General features: G+C 71.8%; 19 protein-coding genes. 15 read left to right on the top strand and 4 right to left on the bottom strand.

From position 1 onward, the window contains the following. Positions 1-2: 2 nt before the first annotated feature. Positions 3-188, top strand: a complete 186-nt coding sequence (locus tag ACQRWP_RS12670) for a hypothetical protein (protein WP_430502414.1) — start codon at positions 3-5, stop codon at positions 186-188. A gap of 34 nt (positions 189-222) precedes the next feature. Here ACQRWP_RS12670 and ACQRWP_RS12665 read toward each other — a convergent pair whose 3' ends face one another. Together ACQRWP_RS12665 and ACQRWP_RS12660 are read right to left on the bottom strand one after the other, a co-directional pair. After that, entirely contained in the window at positions 223-783 is a 561-nt protein-coding gene (locus ACQRWP_RS12665; protein WP_430502413.1) for a GNAT family N-acetyltransferase, read from the bottom strand. Positions 784-806: 23 nt separating this feature from the next. Beyond that, positions 807-1,217 carry a hypothetical protein gene (locus tag ACQRWP_RS12660; RefSeq protein ID WP_430502412.1) on the bottom strand — a complete coding sequence of 137 codons (411 nt, stop codon included), beginning with the start codon at positions 1,215-1,217 and terminating at the stop codon, positions 807-809. A 308-nt stretch (positions 1,218-1,525) separates the two neighbouring features. Between ACQRWP_RS12660 and ACQRWP_RS12655 the strand changes: the two genes are divergently transcribed. The 6 genes from ACQRWP_RS12655 to ACQRWP_RS12630 are packed head-to-tail and all read left to right on the top strand — an operon-like array spanning position 1,526 to position 6,055. After that, complete coding sequence (locus tag ACQRWP_RS12655; protein WP_030335444.1) at positions 1,526-1,828, top strand: urease subunit gamma; 303 nt, start codon at positions 1,526-1,528, stop codon at positions 1,826-1,828. Beyond that, the gene (locus ACQRWP_RS12650) at positions 1,825-2,172 is read left to right on the top strand and encodes an urease subunit beta (RefSeq protein ID WP_430502411.1); all 348 of its coding nucleotides are present in this window, start codon (positions 1,825-1,827) and stop codon (positions 2,170-2,172) included. The genes ACQRWP_RS12655 and ACQRWP_RS12650 overlap by 4 nt, the downstream gene beginning before the upstream one ends. After that, on the top strand, positions 2,169-3,872 hold the full coding sequence (locus ACQRWP_RS12645; RefSeq protein ID WP_354942932.1) for an urease subunit alpha: 1,704 nt from the start codon (positions 2,169-2,171) through the stop codon (positions 3,870-3,872). The genes ACQRWP_RS12650 and ACQRWP_RS12645 overlap by 4 nt, the downstream gene beginning before the upstream one ends. Beyond that, complete coding sequence (locus ACQRWP_RS12640; protein WP_430502410.1) at positions 3,872-4,564, top strand: urease accessory protein UreF; 693 nt, start codon at positions 3,872-3,874, stop codon at positions 4,562-4,564. Before ACQRWP_RS12645 ends, ACQRWP_RS12640 begins: the two co-directional genes overlap by 1 nt. After that, the gene (gene ureG / locus ACQRWP_RS12635; protein WP_258400227.1) at positions 4,554-5,339 is read left to right on the top strand and encodes an urease accessory protein UreG; all 786 of its coding nucleotides are present in this window, start codon (positions 4,554-4,556) and stop codon (positions 5,337-5,339) included. The genes ACQRWP_RS12640 and ureG overlap by 11 nt, the downstream gene beginning before the upstream one ends. After that, positions 5,339-6,055: an urease accessory protein UreD gene (locus ACQRWP_RS12630; RefSeq protein ID WP_430502409.1), complete on the top strand. Its 717-nt coding sequence runs from the start codon at positions 5,339-5,341 to the stop codon at positions 6,053-6,055. The genes ureG and ACQRWP_RS12630 overlap by 1 nt, the downstream gene beginning before the upstream one ends. Positions 6,056-6,336: 281 nt before the next feature. Here the strand turns inward: ACQRWP_RS12630 and ACQRWP_RS12625 are convergent, their stop codons facing one another. Beyond that, on the bottom strand, positions 6,337-6,900 hold the full coding sequence (locus ACQRWP_RS12625) for a MarR family winged helix-turn-helix transcriptional regulator (RefSeq protein ID WP_430502408.1): 564 nt from the start codon (positions 6,898-6,900) through the stop codon (positions 6,337-6,339). A 96-nt stretch (positions 6,901-6,996) separates the two neighbouring features. Between ACQRWP_RS12625 and ACQRWP_RS12620 the strand changes: the two genes are divergently transcribed. The 6 genes from ACQRWP_RS12620 to urtE all read left to right on the top strand — a co-directional run bounded on the left by ACQRWP_RS12620 (position 6,997) and on the right by urtE (position 13,354). Then, complete coding sequence (locus ACQRWP_RS12620; protein ID WP_430502407.1) at positions 6,997-8,079, top strand: substrate-binding domain-containing protein; 1,083 nt, start codon at positions 6,997-6,999, stop codon at positions 8,077-8,079. Positions 8,080-8,497: 418 nt separating this feature from the next. Continuing rightward, positions 8,498-9,742 carry an urea ABC transporter substrate-binding protein gene (gene urtA, locus ACQRWP_RS12615; protein ID WP_366341026.1) on the top strand — a complete coding sequence of 415 codons (1,245 nt, stop codon included), beginning with the start codon at positions 8,498-8,500 and terminating at the stop codon, positions 9,740-9,742. A 75-nt stretch (positions 9,743-9,817) separates the two neighbouring features. Next, entirely contained in the window at positions 9,818-10,705 is an 888-nt protein-coding gene (urtB, locus tag ACQRWP_RS12610; RefSeq protein ID WP_354942925.1) for an urea ABC transporter permease subunit UrtB, read from the top strand. Beyond that, complete coding sequence (urtC, locus tag ACQRWP_RS12605; RefSeq protein WP_430502406.1) at positions 10,702-11,889, top strand: urea ABC transporter permease subunit UrtC; 1,188 nt, start codon at positions 10,702-10,704, stop codon at positions 11,887-11,889. Before urtB ends, urtC begins: the two co-directional genes overlap by 4 nt. Continuing rightward, positions 11,886-12,662 (top strand): urea ABC transporter ATP-binding protein UrtD, encoded by a 777-nt coding sequence (gene urtD, locus ACQRWP_RS12600; RefSeq protein ID WP_430502405.1) that lies wholly within the window; start codon positions 11,886-11,888, stop codon positions 12,660-12,662. The genes urtC and urtD overlap by 4 nt, the downstream gene beginning before the upstream one ends. Beyond that, positions 12,659-13,354 (top strand): urea ABC transporter ATP-binding subunit UrtE, encoded by a 696-nt coding sequence (urtE, locus tag ACQRWP_RS12595; protein ID WP_430502404.1) that lies wholly within the window; start codon positions 12,659-12,661, stop codon positions 13,352-13,354. The genes urtD and urtE overlap by 4 nt, the downstream gene beginning before the upstream one ends. A gap of 15 nt (positions 13,355-13,369) precedes the next feature. On the opposite strand, the gene ACQRWP_RS12590 is transcribed toward urtE, so the two are convergent. Continuing rightward, positions 13,370-14,404, bottom strand: a complete 1,035-nt coding sequence (locus ACQRWP_RS12590) for a LacI family DNA-binding transcriptional regulator (protein WP_430502403.1) — start codon at positions 14,402-14,404, stop codon at positions 13,370-13,372. A 133-nt stretch (positions 14,405-14,537) separates the two neighbouring features. Between ACQRWP_RS12590 and ACQRWP_RS12585 the strand changes: the two genes are divergently transcribed. Both ACQRWP_RS12585 and ACQRWP_RS12580 read left to right on the top strand, forming a co-directional pair. Continuing rightward, entirely contained in the window at positions 14,538-15,485 is a 948-nt protein-coding gene (locus ACQRWP_RS12585; protein WP_430502402.1) for a LamG-like jellyroll fold domain-containing protein, read from the top strand. Positions 15,486-15,522: 37 nt separating this feature from the next. Then, positions 15,523-17,625, top strand: coding sequence for a PQQ-dependent sugar dehydrogenase (locus tag ACQRWP_RS12580; RefSeq protein WP_430502401.1), 2,103 nt, complete (start codon positions 15,523-15,525; stop codon positions 17,623-17,625). Positions 17,626-17,692 lie beyond the last annotated feature (67 nt).

Here is a 17,692-nt window from a genome sequence, read left to right as displayed (position 1 = left end):
CGATGGACCGTCACGCCCGGATCAGCGTCACCAACCCCCCCGCCACCAGCACCCCGGCCCAGAGCCGACCGGGTCGCGGCGACCAACCGTGGCGGGGCCGGCACCGCGCTGGTGGGCAGGCCACGGCGGACCACGTCGACGTCCCGTTCGCCGGTGCGCCCGCGCCGGAGCCCGCCGGGGCCCGCTGACCGGCCGACCCGCGGCAACCGACGCCACGGCCGCTCACAGGTCCATCGCGTAGACCCGGACCTTGCGGCCGGTGTCCGGCTGCACGGTCTCGCGCTCCAGCGACATGCCCAGCTTGACCATCACCCGCGCGGACGCCTTGTTGCCGACGACGTGGATGCTGACCAGCCGCCGCAGGCCGAGCTGGGCGCGAGTGTGGGTGACAACGGCCTGGGCCGCCTCGGTGGCCAGGCCCCGACCCCAGTACGCGCGGCCGAGCCGCCAGCCGATCTCCACGGCCGGCATGATCTCGGGCAGGAAGGTCGGCACCGCCAGTCCGGTGAAACCGGCCAGCTCACCGGTCTCTCTGATCTCCACCGCGTACAGGCCGAAGCCGTGCTCGTCCCAGTGCCGCTGATAGGTGGCCAGACGCTCCGCGGTCGCGGCCCGGTCCAGGGTGCGGCCGTCATGGATGTAGCGCATCACGTCGGGCTGCGCGTTGACCGCGGCGAACCCGTCCAGATCATCGCTTCGCATGCGGCGCAACAGCAGCCGCGGAGTCTCGAGGGACGTGGCATCAAGGGGGCTTGTCAGGTCAGGCACGTCCCCTTCTAGCATTTCCGCGCCCGAGGGGCGATGGGTTATCTCGCGGCGGGTCGGCCGGCGAATCGCTGGCCGACCCGCCGCGCCGCGAGGCTCACCACCGTGCTGCCGGCTGCCATCCCGGCCAGCACCAGAATCCCCCCGACCACCCACAGCCCGCTGTCGTCGGTCGATGCGGCCCGCCACGACCAGGCCGCCGTGAACGCCACAGTCATCACCGGCGCGACCAGCCACGGGCTGAGCCGCGTCCCGGCGAGCGCGGCCAGCACCACGAGCGTCAACACGCAGCCGATCACCTGCCACGGCTCGTACGGGCCGCTGCTAGCGCCGGTCTGCGCGTCGACCGCGTACCGGGTGTCCCAGCCGAGCCAGAGGAGCCACGCCCCGACCGTTGCCGCCGCCAGGAACAGAACACCGAGCAGTGCGCGGGTACCCCTCGTCGCCGTCATCCGGCGATCATCCCCTGCCTGCCGCCGTACCGGTAGCCAGCGGCCGCCGACACGATCCCTGATGGACTGTTGCCTCGGTCGGTGGCGATCCTCTACGGTCTGCTCAGCGGTGGGCGGTGCGGTCCGCATCCGACCCGACACCGCCGGTTGCCCGTCGTGCGGGCCGGGATGGTGGAGTCCCGGGTCGCCCCGTCGGCGGTGGTCCGGCGGTCGTGTGACTCCCAGCTCGTCTCCTCGGGTCCTGTTGCCCGGGTGGCTCCGCGGAGCCGATGGCGAGCCGGGGCACGCCGACCCACCGGGAGAGCCCCGTGTTCCTCAGCCCGCACGAGCAGGACCGCCTGCTCGTCCACGTCGCGGCCGATGTAGCCCGCGCCCGCCGCGAACGCGGCCTGCGCCTCAATTACCCCGAAGCCGTCGCGGTGATCACCGCGTTCCTCCTCGAAGGGGCCCGCGACGGGCGGTCGGTGGTCGACCTGATGTCGGCCGGCCGGGCGGTGCTTGGCCGCGACGACGTCCAGGACGGCATCCCCGAGCTGCTGAGGGAGGTGCAGGTGGAGGCGACGTTCCCGGACGGCACCAAGCTGGTGACGGTGCACCACCCGATCCCGTGATCCCCGGGGAGATCCTGCCGGCGGCCGACCCGGTCGAGATCAACGTGGGTCGTCCGGTGACCACCCTGCTCGTGATCAACACCGCCGACCGCCCGGTACAGGTCGGTTCGCACTATCACTTCGCCGAAGCCAACCCGGCGCTGTCGTTCGACCGGGGCGCGGCCTGGGGGCAGCGGCTCGCCGTTCCGGCCGGCACCTCCGTCCGGTTCGAGCCGGGCATCAACCGCAGCGTCGACCTCGTACCGCTCGGCGGCGCCCGGGTCGTGCCGGGCCTGCGCGCAGAGTGCGCGGGACCATTGGACCCGTCGCCGCACCCGCCTATGGAAGACGGGTCGCCGCGGTGAGCGCCGTGCGGCGGGACCGCTACATCGACCTGTACGGGCCGACGACCGGTGACCGGATCCGGCTGGCCGACACCAACCTGCTGATCGAGGTGGAGACCGACCACTGCGTGGGCGGCGACGAGGCGGTCTTCGGCGGCGGGAAGGTGATCCGTGAGTCGATGGGCCAGTCCCGGGCCACCCGCGCCGAGGGGGCACTGGACACCGTCATCACCGGCGCGGTGGTGCTCGACCACTGGGGCGTGGTCAAGGCCGACGTGGGGCTGCGCGACGGGCGCATCGTGGCGCTCGGCCGGGCCGGCAACCCGGACACCATGCCCGGTGTCCACCCCGACCTGGTCATCGGCCCGTCGACCGAGGTGATCGCGGGCAACGGGCGGATCCTCACCGCCGGCGCGGTCGACACCCACGTGCACTTCATCTGCCCGCAGATCGTCACCGAGGCACTGGCCAGTGGCATCACCACGATGGTCGGCGGCGGCACCGGGCCGGCCGAGGGGACCCGCGCGACAACTGTCACCCCGAACGCCTGGCACCTGGCCCGGATGCACGAGGCGCTGGACACCATGCCGGTCAACGTGCTGCTGCTCGGCAAGGGCAACACCGTCTCCAGCGAAGCGCTGTGGGAACAACTGCGGGCCGGTGCGGGCGGTTTCAAGCTGCACGAGGACTGGGGCACCACACCGGCGGCGATCGACGCCTGCCTGCGGGTGGCGGACGCGTCCGGGGTCCAGGTGTCGATCCACACCGACACGCTCAACGAGGCCGGGTTCGTCGCCGACACCCTGCGGGCGATCGGTGGAAGGGCGATCCACTCGTACCACACCGAGGGAGCCGGTGGCGGACACGCACCGGACATCATCACCGTGGCCAGCGAACCGAACGTGTTGCCGTCCTCGACGAACCCGACCCGGCCGTACACCGCCAACACCCTGGCCGAGCACCTGGACATGTTGATGGTCTGCCACCATCTCAACCCATCCGTGCCGGAGGACCTGGCCTTCGCCGAGAGCCGGATCCGACCATCCACGATGGCCGCCGAGGACCTGCTGCACGACCTCGGCGCGATCTCGATCATCGGCTCCGACGCGCAGGCGATGGGCCGGGTCGGCGAGGTGATCATGCGGACCTGGCAGAGCGCCCACGTGATGAAGGACCGGGTCGGCGCGCTGCCGGGTGACGGGCCCGCCGACAACCACCGGGCTCGACGGTACGTGGCGAAGTACACCATCTGCGCGGCGATGGCCAACGGGCTGGAACGGGAGGTCGGCTCGGTCGAACCGGGCAAGCTCGCCGACCTGGTGCTCTGGGACCCGGCGTTCTTCGGTGTCCGGCCGCACCTGGTCCTCAAGGGCGGCATGATCGCGTACGCCCAGATGGGCGACGCCAACGCCTCGATCCCGACACCGCAGCCGATGCTGCCCAGGCCGATGTTCGGGGCGTACGGCGCGGCGGCGGCGGCCACCAGCCTTGCCTTCGTGGCTCCGGCGGCCCTGGACGCCGGGCTGCGCCTGGACGTGCGACGCCGGGTGGTGCCCGTGAGTGACGTGCGGTCGCGGGGCAAGGCCGACCTGCCGGAGAACAACGCGATGCCGCGCATCGAGGTGGACCCGGACACCTTCACGGTGCGGATCGACGGGCAGGTGGTGGAGCCGGACCCGGTGACCCGGCTGCCGATGGCCCAGCGGTACTTCCTGTTCTGATGACGACGCCGAGCCTGCTGTTGTTGTTGGCCGACGGGCGCTTCCCGGCCGGGGCGCACGCGCACTCCGGTGGTCTGGAGGCGGCCGTCGCCGCCGGTCGGGTCACCGACCTGGCCTCGTTGGAGGCGTTCCTGGCCGGCCGGTTGGCCACCGCCGGGCTGGTCGGCGCGGCGTTCGCGGCGGCCGCCCACCGAGCGGCGGTGCTGGCTGAGCCTGCTGCCCGATCGGGCGCGCTGACTCGGCTCGACGCGGAGCTGGACGCGCGTACCGCCGCCCCGGCGTTGCGGGCGGTATCGCGCCGGCAGGGCCGGGCGCTGCTGCGTGCCGGCCGGGCCATCTGGCCGGACGCCCCGTTCGCCGACCTGCCTGCGACGCCCGGTGGCGCACACCAACCGCTGGTGCTCGGGCTGCTCTGCGCCGCGGCCGGGCTGTCCCGCGTCGAGACCGCGACGATCGCCGCGTACGGGACGCTGACCGGGGCGGCCAGCGCTGGCGTACGTCTGCTCGGCCTCGACCCGTACCAGGTCCAGGCCCTGCTGGTCGGCCTGGCCGACGCCTGCGACGGCGCGGCCGCCGACGCGGCGCGGGCCGCCGATGATCCACCGGAGCGGCTGCCTGCGGCCGCCGCTCCACTCGCCGACATCCATGCCGAAATCCATGCCACCTGGGAGGTGCGTCTCTTTGCGTCCTGACACCGTTGTGCCGAGCGCTGTGCCCGCCGTCGAACCGATCACGCCGCCGCCGGCCACCCCACCCCACGACGAGACCGTTCCGCACACCCACCCGGAGCCGGGGGTGGACCCCCATCCGCCGTTGGCGCGTGCCGGCCGTGCCCTGCGGGTCGGCATCGGCGGCCCGGTCGGTTCCGGCAAGACGGCCCTGGTGGCCGCGCTCTGCCGTGCCTTCGCCGACGAGCTGCGGCTCGGCGTGGTGACCAACGACATCTACACGACCGAGGACGCCGACTTCCTCCGGCGGGCCGGCGTGCTGGACCCGGCCCGGATCCGCGCGGTGGAGACCGGTTGCTGCCCGCACACCGCGATCCGCGACGACATCGGCGCCAATCTGGACGCCGTCGACGAACTGGCCGAGGCGGTCGGCCCGTTGGACCTGGTCCTCGTGGAGAGCGGTGGGGACAACCTGACGGCGACCTTCAGTCGGGGGCTGGTCGACCGGCAGATCTTCGTGGTCGACGTGGCGGGCGGGGACAAGGTGCCCCGCAAGGGCGGGCCGGGGGTCACCGCCGCCGACCTCCTCGTGATCAACAAGACCGACCTGGCGCCGATGGTGGGTGCCGACCTCGCCGTCATGGATCGTGACGCGCGGGCCCGACGCGGCGACCTCCCGACCCTCTTCCTGTCCATCGTGGGAGACCCCACGGCAACGTCGGTAGCGGACTGGATCCGGCACGAGCTGGCCCACCACGCCGCCCTGCACCCACTGGCCGTGCCGGTCGGCCCGGCCTGATGCGAGCGCTCGCTCGGCTGGTCGCCAGGGCCGACGGTCGGGGCGGCACGGCCCTGGTCGAGCTGCACGGCGAAACGCCGTTGCTGCTGCGCCAGACCCCGACCGACGGTGGTGTCGCCACGGTGCACCTCATCGGCGGGGCGGCCGGACCGCTTGCCGGGGACGATCTGCGCCTGGAGATCGAGGTCGGGCCGGGCGCGGCCGTCCGGGTGCACAGCGTCGCCGCGTCGATCGCCCTTCCGGGTCGCGCGGGTGCCGTCTCCCGGATGGCGGTGCGGGCGGTGGTGCACGCCGGTGCCACGCTGCACTGGCTCCCGGAACAGTTGGTCGCTGCGGCCGGCTGCGCGCACCTCGCCGAGTCCCGGATCGCGCTGGCCGCCGACGCGAGCCTGCGGTGGCGCGACGAGCTGATCTGCGGCCGGTACGGCGAGGCGCCCGGCGGCGCCGTCGTGCACACCCAGGTCGACTACGCGGGTCGACCACTGCTGCGCCAGTCCCTCGCGGTGGGCCCGAACGCGCCGGGCTGGGCCGGCCCGGCGGTGCTCGGCGGCGCCCCGGCCACCGGCTCGCTGCTGGTGGTCGACCCGTCGCGACCCGCCGAACCTCCAACGGCCGAGGGCAGCGTCGCCCGGTTACCGCTGGCCGGCGGCCCGGCGACACTGTGGACGGCCACCGCTCCCGACGCGCACACCCTGCGCGCCCACCTCACGCCCTAGCAGCATCGGCGCTGGCCGTCGTGCGGCGTTGGCACGTCGTGCGGCGCTGGCGGTCGTGCGTGGTGTCGGCTGTGGTGGGAACCTGGCGGGCGGCACTTCCGCTCACGAGCGATATACCTGTGAGTCACATTTATGCCTCACAGGTATGTCGCGCTCCGGGGCGACCGACCTCTGACGCAGTCTGGGGCGACGGTCGGGACTTCGGCTTGGCGTGCCGGTCCAGCGCGACGACCCGGCCGGCCTGCCGTGTTGGCCCAGCAACGCCTTGCCCGCGGCGGCCGCTAGCGGTGGGGGCCACCGGCGGCGCCGGCATCGACGCGATCATCGCGTCGGGCGGGGTCGTCGCGGCGGGCGGGGTCCTGGCGGCGCGCGGGGTCGAGGCGGCCGATCAGATCGTCGAGCTGACTCACCAGGTCGGCGGCCGGTGGCACATGCGCGCTGCTGCTCTCTGCGGTGCCGAGCACCGCGCTGCCCAGCTCGACGATGCCCAGTTCGGCGATGCTGGCTCGGACCCGCTCGTCCATGCGGGCGTGCTCACGGCGGCCCCGAGCGGTCAGGTACGCCCGAATCCGTCGACGGTCGATCGGGTCGATCCGGCGGAAGACGAGGTTGCGGTCGACGAGCTGGTCGACCAGCTTGGTGAGGGTGCCCGGCGGCAGCGACGCCTCGGCGGACACCTCGCTCATCGGGTGACCCTGGCCGTCGGCGAGCAGGCAGAGCACCCGCCACGCCTCGATGCTGATCGCGTCGTCGGCCAGAACAGCGCCCAGCCGGCGGGAGAGCAGCCGTTCGGCGCGGGTGAGCGAGCGCAGCAGGTCGGCTGGCGCCCCGGGCACGTCTGACATGAAACTCCCTGGTCCGGTGGCCCTGTCATGGTAGCGAGTCGTCCCGGTCAGTGGTGAGCGCTGGTCTTCGGTCGTGGGCCGGGCAATCATGTGCTCATGTCCGCGCCGGCACCGCCGTGGCTGACCGTCGACCGTGCCGTGGTCAGCATCGCGCTGGTCTACCCGATGCGCGGGCCGGCCGGCATGTTCGGCCCCACCTGCGAGCTCTGCGCGCAGCTCGCAATGGAGGAAATCAATCGGTGTGGTGGCGTACTGGGCCGGGAGGTCCGGCTGGTGCCGGTCGACGGTGGCGCACCGCCGGCCGAGGTGGCCGCCGAGGTCGAGACGTTGGTGTCGGTGGGGGCCGTGCAGGGGGTGACGGGGTGGCACATCTCCTCGGTGCGCCAGGCGTTGGCGCCCCGCGTCGCGCACCGGGTGCCGTACGTCTACACCGCACTCTACGAGGGCGGCGAACGCACCGAAGGTGTCTTCCTGACCAGCGAGACGCCCGATGCCCAACTCTGGCCCGCGATGCGGCTGCTCGCCGGGGAGCAGGGCGTGCGCCGCTGGTTCGTGGTCGGCAACGACTACGTCTGGCCGCGTCGTACGTCGCGGGCTGCCCAGCGGTACGCGCTGCGCGGCGGTGGGCAGGTGGTCGGCCGGCACTTCCTGCCGTTGGACGCGCACGACTTCACCGAGGTGTTGCGCCGCATCGAGCACAGTGACGCGGATGCGGTGTTGATGCTGCTGGTCGGTGCCGACGCGGTGCGGTTCAACCGTGCGTTCGCCCGATCCGGCCTGGATCAGCGCTGCCTGCGGCTGAGCACCCTGATGGACGAGAACATGCTGTTGGCCAGCGGTGCCGGCGCGACCCGGAGGCTGTACAGCACGGCGGGTTTCTTCGCCGGGCTGGTGACACAGGAGAATCTCGACTTCCACGGCGAGTTCGCGCGGCGCTTCGGGGTGGAGGCGCCGCCGCTGGGCAGCCTGGGGGAGTCCTGCTACGAGGGCGTCATGCTGCTCGCCGCGCTGATCGGCCAGGCCCGCACCCTCGACGTGCGGGCGATCGAGACGGCCGCCGACACGGTCGCCTACCACGGCCCGCGTGGGCGGCTGCGGCTGCGGCAGCGGCACGTCCGGCAGCGCATCTACCTGGCCGAGGCCGACGGGCTCGACTTCACAGTGCTCGCCCAACTCTGAACCGGGCAGTGCAGTCGGTTCACCCGACCCTTGACAGCGCCACCCGATCCCGTCCTAAGATGCTTCCTGCGTGAAGGATCTGGCCACGGGGTCAGATCTCGCCAATGTGCCCACCGTCCACGGATTCGTCCGTCGACCATTGTGCTGGCACTTATTCTGCGTCTTTCCGAACGGCCGACACCGTTTCCTCCCCAACGGTGTCGGCCGATTTTCGTGCGCGCCTCGACGGTCCCTCGGAAACAGTCAATTAAGGACCGGGAAACACCCGCGCAATCATGCCGGTCGACGCTTTCCCTGCCCATATCCGATCCGGTGTCCTGCGCGGCGTCCACCCGTCGACCTTGGCATCGCCCACGTCAGCTCCATCGGACCGCACCGACCGTCCTTTCGCCACTTGAGTGCACCGCAGGGAGAGTAGATGTCATTATTCCGGGGCCGCCGCATCCTGGCGGGTGCCATGACCCTGGTCGCCGCGGCCGCGATGACCGCGTGCGGCAGCAAGACCACCGACGAGGGTGGCGCGACCGGCGTCACCGCCGACGTCTCCGGCGACACCGTGAAGGTGGGCCTGCTCAACTCGCTCTCCGGGACCATGGCGATCAGCGAGGTCACCGTCCGCGACTCCATCATGCTCGCCGTCGAGGAGATCAACGCGGCCGGCGGTGTCCTCGGCAAGAAGATCCAGCCGGTCGGTGAGGACGGCGCCTCGGACTGGCCCACCTTCGCGGAGAAGGCCGAGAAGCTCATCTCCGAGGACCGGGTGGCCGCCGTCTTCGGCTGTTGGACGTCGGCCAGCCGCAAGGCGGTCAAGCCGGTGTTCGAGAAGAACAAGGCGCTGCTGTTCTACCCGGTGCAGTACGAGGGCCTGGAGCAGTCGCCCTACATCTTCTACACCGGAGCGACGACCAACCAGCAGATCGTTCCCGGGCTCGACTACCTCAAGTCGCAGGGCGCGAAGTCGGTCTATCTGGTCGGTAGCGACTACGTCTTTCCGCGCACCGCCAACAAAATCATCAAGGCGTACGCGACCGCGAACGGGATGACCGTGCTGGGTGAGGATTACGCGCCCCTCGGCTCCACCGAGTTCGGCACCATCGTCAACAAGGTCAAATCGTCCGGCGCGGACGCGGTGTTCAACACGCTCAACGGTGACAGCAACGTGGCCTTCTTCAAGGAGTACAAGTCCGCGGGTCTGACCGCCGCCGCGATGCCGGTGGTGTCGGTGTCGATCGCCGAGGAAGAGGTCAAGGGCATCGGCACCCAGTACCTGGAGGGTCAGCTGACGGCCTGGAACTACTACCAGACCACCCCCGGTGCGGCGAACTCGAAGTTCGTGGCCGCGTACAAGGCGAAGTACGGCGCGGACAAGCCGACCAGCGATCCGATGGAGGCCGCGTACGTGGGCGTGCACCTGTGGAAGGCGATGGTCGAGAAGGCCGGCGCGTTCGACGTGGAGAAGGTCCGCTCCGCCTCGGACGGGATCACCTTCGACGCGCCGGAGGGTCTGGTCACCGTCGACGGCAAGACCCAACACATCGCCAAGACCGCCCGGATCGGCAAGATCGGCGCGGACGGCCTGATCACCGAGGTGTGGAACTCCGGCAAGCCCGTCGCGCCGGACCCGTACCTCAAGACCTACCCGTGGGCGAGCGGCCTGAGCTGACGACGCCGGCCCGGGCGGAGCGCGTTGCCGCGCGCTCCGCCCGGGCCACCCGACCAGCAGTTCGGAGTACCCACCGTGACAGTCCTCTTCGGTCAACTCTTCACCGGCATCAGCATCGGCGCGGTGCTGCTGCTCATCGCGCTCGGCCTCGCGTTGACCTTCGGCCAGATGAACGTGATCAACATGGCGCACGGTGAGTTCATCATGGCCGGCGCGTACACCACCTATGTTCTGCAACAGAGCATCACCGGCGCGGGCCTGTCGCTGGTGGTCGCGCTGCCGGTGGCGTTCGTCGTCGCCGGCGCCATGGGCGTCCTGCTGGAGGTGCTGCTCATCCGCCGGCTCTACGCCCGGCCACTGGACACCCTGCTGGTCACCTGGGGTGTGTCACTGATGTTGCAGCAACTGGCCCGGGACATCTTCGGCAGCCCGAACGTGCAGACCCGCGCGCCCGAGCTGCTCACCGGCAACGTGGCGCTGCCCGGCGGGCTGACCATCGCCAACAACCGGCTGTTCATCCTGGCCCTGGCGCTGGCCGCCGTCGCGGCGCTCACCCTGGCGCTGCGACTCACCCCGCTCGGGCGTCGTATCCGCGCAGTGGTGCAGAACCGGGACCTCGCCGCCGTGTCGGGCATCGCCACCTCCCGGGTCGACCGGACGACCTTCTTCCTCGGCTCCGGCCTGGCCGGGCTCGCCGGGGTGGCCCTCACCCTGCTCGGCCCGATCGGCCCGACGATGGGCACCAACCTGATCATCGACGCCTTCCTGGTCGTCGTGGTCGGCGGGATCGGCCAGCTCAAGGGCAGCGTGATCGTCGCCTTCGCCCTCGGCGTGCTCCAGGCCACCGGGGAGTACCTCACCACCCTCAGCGTCGCCAAGGTGATCGTGTTCGTGGCGATCGTCGCGTTCCTTCAGTGGCGGCCACAGGGCCTGTTCACCCTGCGGACCAGGAGCCTCGCATGACCGCCGTCACCCCCGCGCCACCCAGCACCGCCGTCCGCCCGGCGCCCGCCGGCGCCGTACCACCGGGCCGCCCCGCCGGCCGATCGCGGCTGCGGACCCTGGCCGGCTTCGCCTTCGGCGCGGCGGTGCTGTTCGCCGTCGCCCCGCTGGTGTTGTCGGACTTCCGACTGGCGTTGCTCGCCAAGTACCTCTGCGTCGCCATGGTCGCGGTCGGCATCGGGATCGCCTGGGGCCGGGGCGGGATGCTCACCCTGGGCCAGGGCGTCTTCTTCGGCCTCGGCGGCTACGCGATGGCCATGCACCTCAAGCTCGCCGACGCGGGCCCGGATGGGATGCCCGACTTCATGCAGCTGTACGGGCAACTCGACGAGCTGCCCCTGTGGTGGCGGCCGTTCGCCAGCCCGTGGTTCGCGCTGCCCGCCACGGTGCTGCTGCCGATGGCGGTCGCCTTCGGGCTCGGCTCGCTGGTCTTCCGTCGCCGGGTCCGCGGCGCGTACTTCGCCATCCTCAGTCAGGCGCTCGCCGCGGCGATGGTGATCCTGCTGATCGGTCAGCAGGGCACCACGGGCGGCACCAACGGGCTCACCGACATCAAGGGCTTCTTCGGCTACGACCTGGACGACCCGGTCAACCAGCGGATGGTGTACTTCATCATCGCCGGGACGCTGCTGGCGTTGCTCGCGCTGACCCGTCAGCTCATCCACAGCCGCTACGGCGAGCTGCTGGTGGCGGTCCGCGACGGTGAGGAACGGGTCCGCTTCCTGGGCTACGACCCGGCGTCGGTCAAGCTGGTGGCGTACGTGGTCGCGGCGGGCATGGCCGGACTGGCCGGGGCGCTGTTCGTGCCCGCGGTGGGCATCATCTCGCCCGCGCTGATCGGCATCGTCCCGTCGATCGAGTTCGTCATCGGCGTCGCGGTTGGTGGCCGGGCGACACTGCTCGGGCCGGTGCTCGGCGCGGTGGCGGTGGCCTGGGCGCGTACCGCCCTCTCCGAGCGGTTCCCGGGCACCTGGACGTACCTTCAGGGGTTGCTCTTCGTGGTCGTGGTGGCGTTCCTTCCCGGCGGCCTGGCGTCGCTGTGGGCGTTGGCCCGCCGCCGCGACGTCGCCGCGCAGCCGTCGTGGCGCGGGCGGTTGTCGCTGGGCCGACGACGCGCCGAGCGGACGGAGGTGCCGGCGGCATGAGCGGCGAGCGGTTGGACGGGTTGTCCGTCCGTGACGTGCGGGTCAGTTTCGACGGTTTCACCGCCGTGGACGGCGTCTCGTTGGAGGTGCCCGCCGGCGACATCCGGTTTCTGATCGGGCCGAACGGCGCCGGCAAGACAACACTGGTCGACGCGATCACCGGCCTGGTCCGGGCCACCGGATCGGCCCGGTTCGGCGACGAGGAACTGCTCGGCCGCCCGGTGCACCGGATCAGCCGGCTCGGCATCGGGCGGACTTTCCAGACCTCGACGGTCTTCGAGGAGCTGTCGGTGTTGCAGAACCTCGACATCGCGGCGGGCGCCCGGCGTAGCTGGGCGACCCTGGCCCGCCGCCGCCGTGGTGTCCCTGACGAGGTCGCCGCCGCGCTGGAGACCATCGGTCTGGCCGAGCGGGCCGCGCACCTCGCCGGGACCCTCGCGCACGGCCAGAAGCAGTGGCTGGAGATCGGCATGCTGCTGGTGCAGGACGCGCGACTGCTGCTGCTGGACGAGCCGGTCGCCGGGATGAGCCACGAGGAACGCGACGCCACCGGCGTCCTGTTGGAGACGGTGAGCCGGGATCGCACTGTCGTCGTGATCGAGCACGACATGGACTTCCTGCGTCGGTTCGCGCGCAGCGTCACCGTGCTGCACGCCGGTCGGGTGCTCAGCGAGGGCACGGTGGCGCAGGTCCAAGCGGACCCGCGGGTGCAGGAGGTCTACCTTGGCCACCCGGTCGACGCCGGGTCGGCCCGCACTGGCCTGGAGGCATGATGCTGACGCTGCGCGGGGTGCACGCCGGGTACGGGCGATCTCGGGTGCTGCACGGGGTTGATCTGGCGGTCCCGCCCGACGGGGTGGCCGCCGTGCTCGGGCACAACGGTGCCGGCAAGAGCACTCTGCTGCGGGTCGCGGCCGGGCTGCTGCGGCCGAGCGCCGGCACCGTCGAGCTGGACGGCGAGGACGTCACCCGCGCCGGGCCGCACGAGCGGGTGGCGCGGGGGATGGCGTACGTTCCGCAGGGTCAGCAGTGCTTTCCGCACCTGACCGCAGCGGAGAATCTGCGGCTGGTCGCCGACGGTCGGCGCGACGGGGCGGTGGCCACGGCGGAGGTGCTGGATCTGTTCCCGGCGTTGCGCCCGCTGCTGCGGCGTCGGGCCGGGTTGCTCTCCGGCGGTCAGCGTCAGCAGTTGGCCATCGCCCGCGCCCTGATCACCCGGCCGCGGCTGCTGATGCTCGACGAGCCGACCGAGGGCATCCAGCCGTCGGTGGTCGCGGAGATCCAGGAGCGGATCGTGGAGTTGACCCGGCAGTCCGGGTTCAGTGTGCTGCTCGTCGAGCAGCACCTGGGCTTCGCGCTGCGGGTGGCGGACCGCTACCACGTGCTGGAGTCCGGTCGGGTCACCTCGCACGGCGACGGGGGTGTCACGGCGGAGCGGGCGGTCCGGGCGGCCCTGACGGTCTGACCGGCGCGGCGTCGGTCAGGTTCTCGGTGCGGGCCCGGTCGAGTCGCGGACGACCAGCAGGTGCCCGGTGGGGCGGCGGCGGGGGCGTGTCGTGCGCGGCTTGAGGGCGAGGGTGAGTGCCGTGCGGCCCATCTCGGCCATCGGCAGGCGGATGGTGGTGAGGCTGGGTGCGAGGTCGGCCGCCACGGAGACGTCGTCGAAGCCGACCACGGACATCCGCGCGGGCACCGGCACGCGACGGGACCGCAGCGTCGACAGCACGCCCATGGCCATCGCGTCGTTGAGCGCGATGATCGCCGTCGTCTCGGGATGGTCGTTGAGGATCTGCTCGGCGGCGGCACGCCCACCGCCGCGGGTGAAGTCGCTGTGCACGACGACGAGGTCGGCGGGGGACCGCCCGCGCTGCCGCAGGGCCGACGACACCCCGGCCAGCCGGTCGGCGACGGTGGTGAGGCCGGCGCTGCCCGCGGCGACCGCGATCCGCCGGTGGCCGAGATCCATCAGGTGCTGGGCGAGGGCGTGCCCGCCGGCCTCGTTGTCCGGCAGCACGGCGTCGACGCCGAGCGCGTGTCGTCCGATGGCAGCGGCCCGTCCGCCGTGGTCCTGGAACGCGGCCAGTTCGGCGCGGGCCGCGCTCTCCATCCGTGGGTCGTCGTAGCCGGAGCCGCTGATCAGGACGATGCCGACTCGCTGAGCGATCAGGTGACGCAGCTGTTGCAGCTCGTAGCCGGGGTCGCGGCCGGACTGGCAGATCTGCACCAGCAGCCCCTGCTCGGCGGCCAGTTGGATGACCCCGGCGGCGATCTCGGAGAAGTACGGGTCGTCGACCTGGTGGACGATCAAACCCACAGTGGAGGTGGCTCCGCTGGCCAGGGTGCGGGCGTACGGGTTGGCCACGTAGCCCAGCTCGCGGGCGACCTGCCGGATCCGGTCGGCCACCTCGGTGCTGACCCCCGCACGGCCGGCGAGGGCGCGGGAGGCGGTCGCCAGTGAGACGGCGGCGTGTTCGGCGACGTCCACGAGGCGCGGCCGGTGGCTGGCCCTGGGCATCGGCAATCCCCCGAAAACATTCATGTCACCCGATCTGTTGCGAGCGACATCGATCGAAGCCTAGGGTACGTAAGCGCTTTCGTAAGCGCGCACGTGACCGGCATCCGGCATGCCGCGAAACGAGGTGACAGCCATGTCCAGGGCCCGACGAGCGGCCGTCTCCCTCCTGGCGATCGGCGCACTGACCGGCGCCAGCGCGCCACCGGCGCAGGCGGATCGCAGCCTCCCGCACGACGTCCACCCGGCGCTGCGCGCGCACCTGGTCGCCGCGTACGACTTCGACCACCCGGTGCCCGGCGATCCCGCCCTCGAACGCGACCAGGGACGTTCCGGCACCGAGATCGAGCTGATCAACGGCGGCGCCGCCATGCGGGTGCCGGACCGCGCCTATCGGGGCAGCCGCAACGCGGTGCAGACCCGGCAGGTCGCCCCCGCCGTCGCCGGTAACGACGACTGGAAGGCCGGCACCTGGTCGGCCAGCGGGGTGCGGACGCTGCGAGCCTTCAGCGCCACCGCGGGCACCACCGTCATGGGCTGGTTCAAGCTGAACATGGACAGCCCGTTGCCCAACTCCACCACCGCCGACCCGGACGACCGGTACAACGCGATCGGGCTGGCCGGAGTGCTGACCGGCGACTCCGACGGCCACGGCGTCCGCGCCCTGCTGGAACTGATCGACGTTGACGGGGAGTTGCGTCTCGTCGCGCTCGGTCGGCGGCTCGACGGCGGCAACTCGCAGACCTTCGCCGCCACCCGGGACTGGCGCGAGCTGCTGCCGGTGGGGGAGTGGGTGCACCTGGCCGCCACCTTCGACTTCAACACCGGCGCGCTCGCCCTCTACCGCAACGGCGAACCGGTGGACGGCTTCTACACCCGCGCCGACGACCCGTGGCTGGTGTCCGGGCCGGGCCCACACGTGACCACCGCGTCCGACCCCCGGGGCATCAAGATCGGCGGCAGCTTCCCCCAGGACACCCTTGAGCGCAACCCGTGCGACTGCCGGATGGACGGCCTGATGTTCCTCGACAGTGTGGTCTCCGCGAACGACGTGCGGAGGCAGTACCGCCACCTTGCCCGCTGACCACCCTCGGCACCGTCCCACCGAGAAGGAGACACGCGTGCGCACCCTGCACCGCCGCACCGGCACCGCCCGCCGGCCCACAGTGAGGGCCGGCCTCACCGCCCTCGTGCTGGTCCTGTCCACCCTGGTCGCCACGCCCGCGCGGGCCGCTGACGCGGTCGACGACCCCATCCCCGAGATGCCGGTCCAGTCCCGACTGGGGCTGGTCCTCAGCGAGTACGCCAGCTTCCCGCAGTCGTACCCGACGCCGGCGCCGACCGACGCGCGGCTCATGCGTACCGCGCGGATCAACACCATCATGGAGGTGCCCGACGGCTCCGGCCGGCGGGCGGTGCCCGACCTCAACGGCAGCCTCTACCTGGTCGAGGGCGGCGTGCCGCACGTCTACCTGGACGTGGCGGCGACGTTCGCGCCGCGGTTCTTCTCCGGTCGTGGGCTCGGCCAGGGCTTCGGGTACGTCGCGTTCCACCCGGAGTTCGGGGTGAACGGCCGGTTCTACAGCATCCACACCGAGTTGGCGTCGACGACGACCGCCACGCCGGATTACGCCCAACCCAACACGCTCTTCCACGGTGTCATCACCGAGTGGACGGCGACCGATCCGGCCGCCGCCACCTTCGCCGGTACGCACCGCGAGGTGCTGCGCATCGGCTTCGGTGGCCAGGTGCACGGCATCCAGGAGATCAACTTCAACCCCACGGCCAAGCGTCACGACCGCGACTACGGCCTGCTGTACCTCGCCGTCGGCGACGGTGGCCAGGGCGCGCGCAACACGGACCCGCAGAACCTGGCCCTGCCCCACGGCAAGCTGCTGCGGATCGACCCGCGCGGCACCAACTCCGCGAACGGGCGCTACGGCATCCCAACCGGGAACCCGTTCGTCGGCCGGGCCGGCGCGCTCGGCGAGCTCTACGCCGTGGGTTTCCGGGACCCGCACCGGTTCAGCTGGGACCGGGCGACCGGCCGGATGTACCTCGGGCACATCGGTGAACACGCTGTCGAGGCCATCTACGAGGTCCGCGCCGGGGACAACTTCGGCTGGAGCGAGCGCGAGGGCTCCTTCGTCTTCGACAAGGCGGCCACGAACCCCTGCGACCGGCTGCTCCCGCTACCCGCCGACGACGACAGGTACGGCTACACCTACCCGGTCGCCGCGTACGACCACGACCCCGCCGCCGGCTGGAACTGCACCGACGACGTCGGTGTCGCGGTGGCCGGCGGCTTCGTCTACCGGGGGCGGGCGCTGCCCGCGCTGCGCGGCAAGTACGTCTTCGGCGACCTGGTCGACGGCCGGGTGCTCTACACCGAGGCCAACGAGATGCGCCGGGGCCGAGGGCTGGCCACGATCCACCAGCTCGCGCTCTTCGACGCGGCGGGCACCCCGGTCCGGATGCGCGACCTGTCCGCCCCGGGCGCGCCCGGTGACCCCAACCGGGTGGACCTGCGCTTCGGCACCGACGCCGCCGGCGAGCTCTACGTCGTCGCGAAGGCCAACGGAAAGGTGTGGAAGGTGACCGGCACCAGAGAGTTCGCCAGCGGCGACGTCGGGGACGTCACAGTGCGCCGCACCGCCGGAGCCGCCAACTGGGCGCCGGTGACGCCGGCGAAGTGGCAGTTCACAGACGACCAGGTCATCCTGGCCGAGGCCGGGGAGAGCCGGCCGGGCCCGCGCCGGCCCTTCGAGTACGCCGTGCTGACCAACGGCCCGGCGTGGTCGTCGGTGCAGGTCGACGCACAGGTACGACTCGACACACCGGTGGAGGTCACCAACCGGGACGTGATCATCGTCTTCGGCTGGCGCTCGGACACCGAGTTCTACTACGCCCACCTCTCCACCGACAACACGATCTATCCGCACAACGGCATCTTCAAGGTGGACAACGCCGACCGGGAGCGCATCGACCACCAGTGGAACGGCCGGTCCCGGGGTGCCAACCCGGCGATCACCGATGCCAGGTGGCACCGCGTCCGGGTGGTGCACCTGCCGGCCAGCGGCGAGATCGCCGTCTACGTCGACGGGCACCGCGATCCGCTGCTGACCGCGAAGGACACCACGTTCGGCTCGGGCCGGGTGGGCTTCGGATCGTTCGACAACGTGGGCCGACTGCGCAACCTGACCGTCACCGGCACGCCGGCCTGAACCGGGAGCGCGGTGGGACGGCGACGCTCGCGCCGCCGTCCCACCGGCTCATCCGTCGACCTGCCAC

It is taken from the genome of Micromonospora trifolii (assembly GCF_050516465.1).
Taxonomy (GTDB): Bacteria; Actinomycetota; Actinomycetes; order Mycobacteriales; family Micromonosporaceae; genus Micromonospora; species Micromonospora trifolii.
Note: the sequence above shows the minus strand (reverse complement) of the source record. Positions and strands in the feature narration are given on the sequence as shown.

Bases quoted from the DNA above. Each gene is read 5' to 3' on its own strand.
- ACQRWP_RS12670 (WP_430502414.1), top strand. From the start codon at position 3: ATGGACCGTCACGCCCGGATCAGCGTCACCAACCCCCCCGCCACCAGC.
- ACQRWP_RS12665 (WP_430502413.1), bottom strand. From the start codon at position 783: ATGCTAGAAGGGGACGTGCCTGACCTGACAAGCCCCCTTGATGCCACG.
- ACQRWP_RS12660 (WP_430502412.1), bottom strand. From the start codon at position 1,217: ATGACGGCGACGAGGGGTACCCGCGCACTGCTCGGTGTTCTGTTCCTG.
- ACQRWP_RS12640 (WP_430502410.1), top strand. From the start codon at position 3,872: ATGACGACGCCGAGCCTGCTGTTGTTGTTGGCCGACGGGCGCTTCCCG.
- ACQRWP_RS12630 (WP_430502409.1), top strand. From the start codon at position 5,339: ATGCGAGCGCTCGCTCGGCTGGTCGCCAGGGCCGACGGTCGGGGCGGC.
- ACQRWP_RS12625 (WP_430502408.1), bottom strand. From the start codon at position 6,900: ATGTCAGACGTGCCCGGGGCGCCAGCCGACCTGCTGCGCTCGCTCACC.
- ACQRWP_RS12620 (WP_430502407.1), top strand. From the start codon at position 6,997: ATGTCCGCGCCGGCACCGCCGTGGCTGACCGTCGACCGTGCCGTGGTC.
- urtA (WP_366341026.1), top strand. From the start codon at position 8,498: ATGTCATTATTCCGGGGCCGCCGCATCCTGGCGGGTGCCATGACCCTG.
- urtC (WP_430502406.1), top strand. From the start codon at position 10,702: ATGACCGCCGTCACCCCCGCGCCACCCAGCACCGCCGTCCGCCCGGCG.
- urtD (WP_430502405.1), top strand. From the start codon at position 11,886: ATGAGCGGCGAGCGGTTGGACGGGTTGTCCGTCCGTGACGTGCGGGTC.
- urtE (WP_430502404.1), top strand. From the start codon at position 12,659: ATGATGCTGACGCTGCGCGGGGTGCACGCCGGGTACGGGCGATCTCGG.
- ACQRWP_RS12590 (WP_430502403.1), bottom strand. From the start codon at position 14,404: ATGCCCAGGGCCAGCCACCGGCCGCGCCTCGTGGACGTCGCCGAACAC.
- ACQRWP_RS12585 (WP_430502402.1), top strand. From the start codon at position 14,538: ATGTCCAGGGCCCGACGAGCGGCCGTCTCCCTCCTGGCGATCGGCGCA.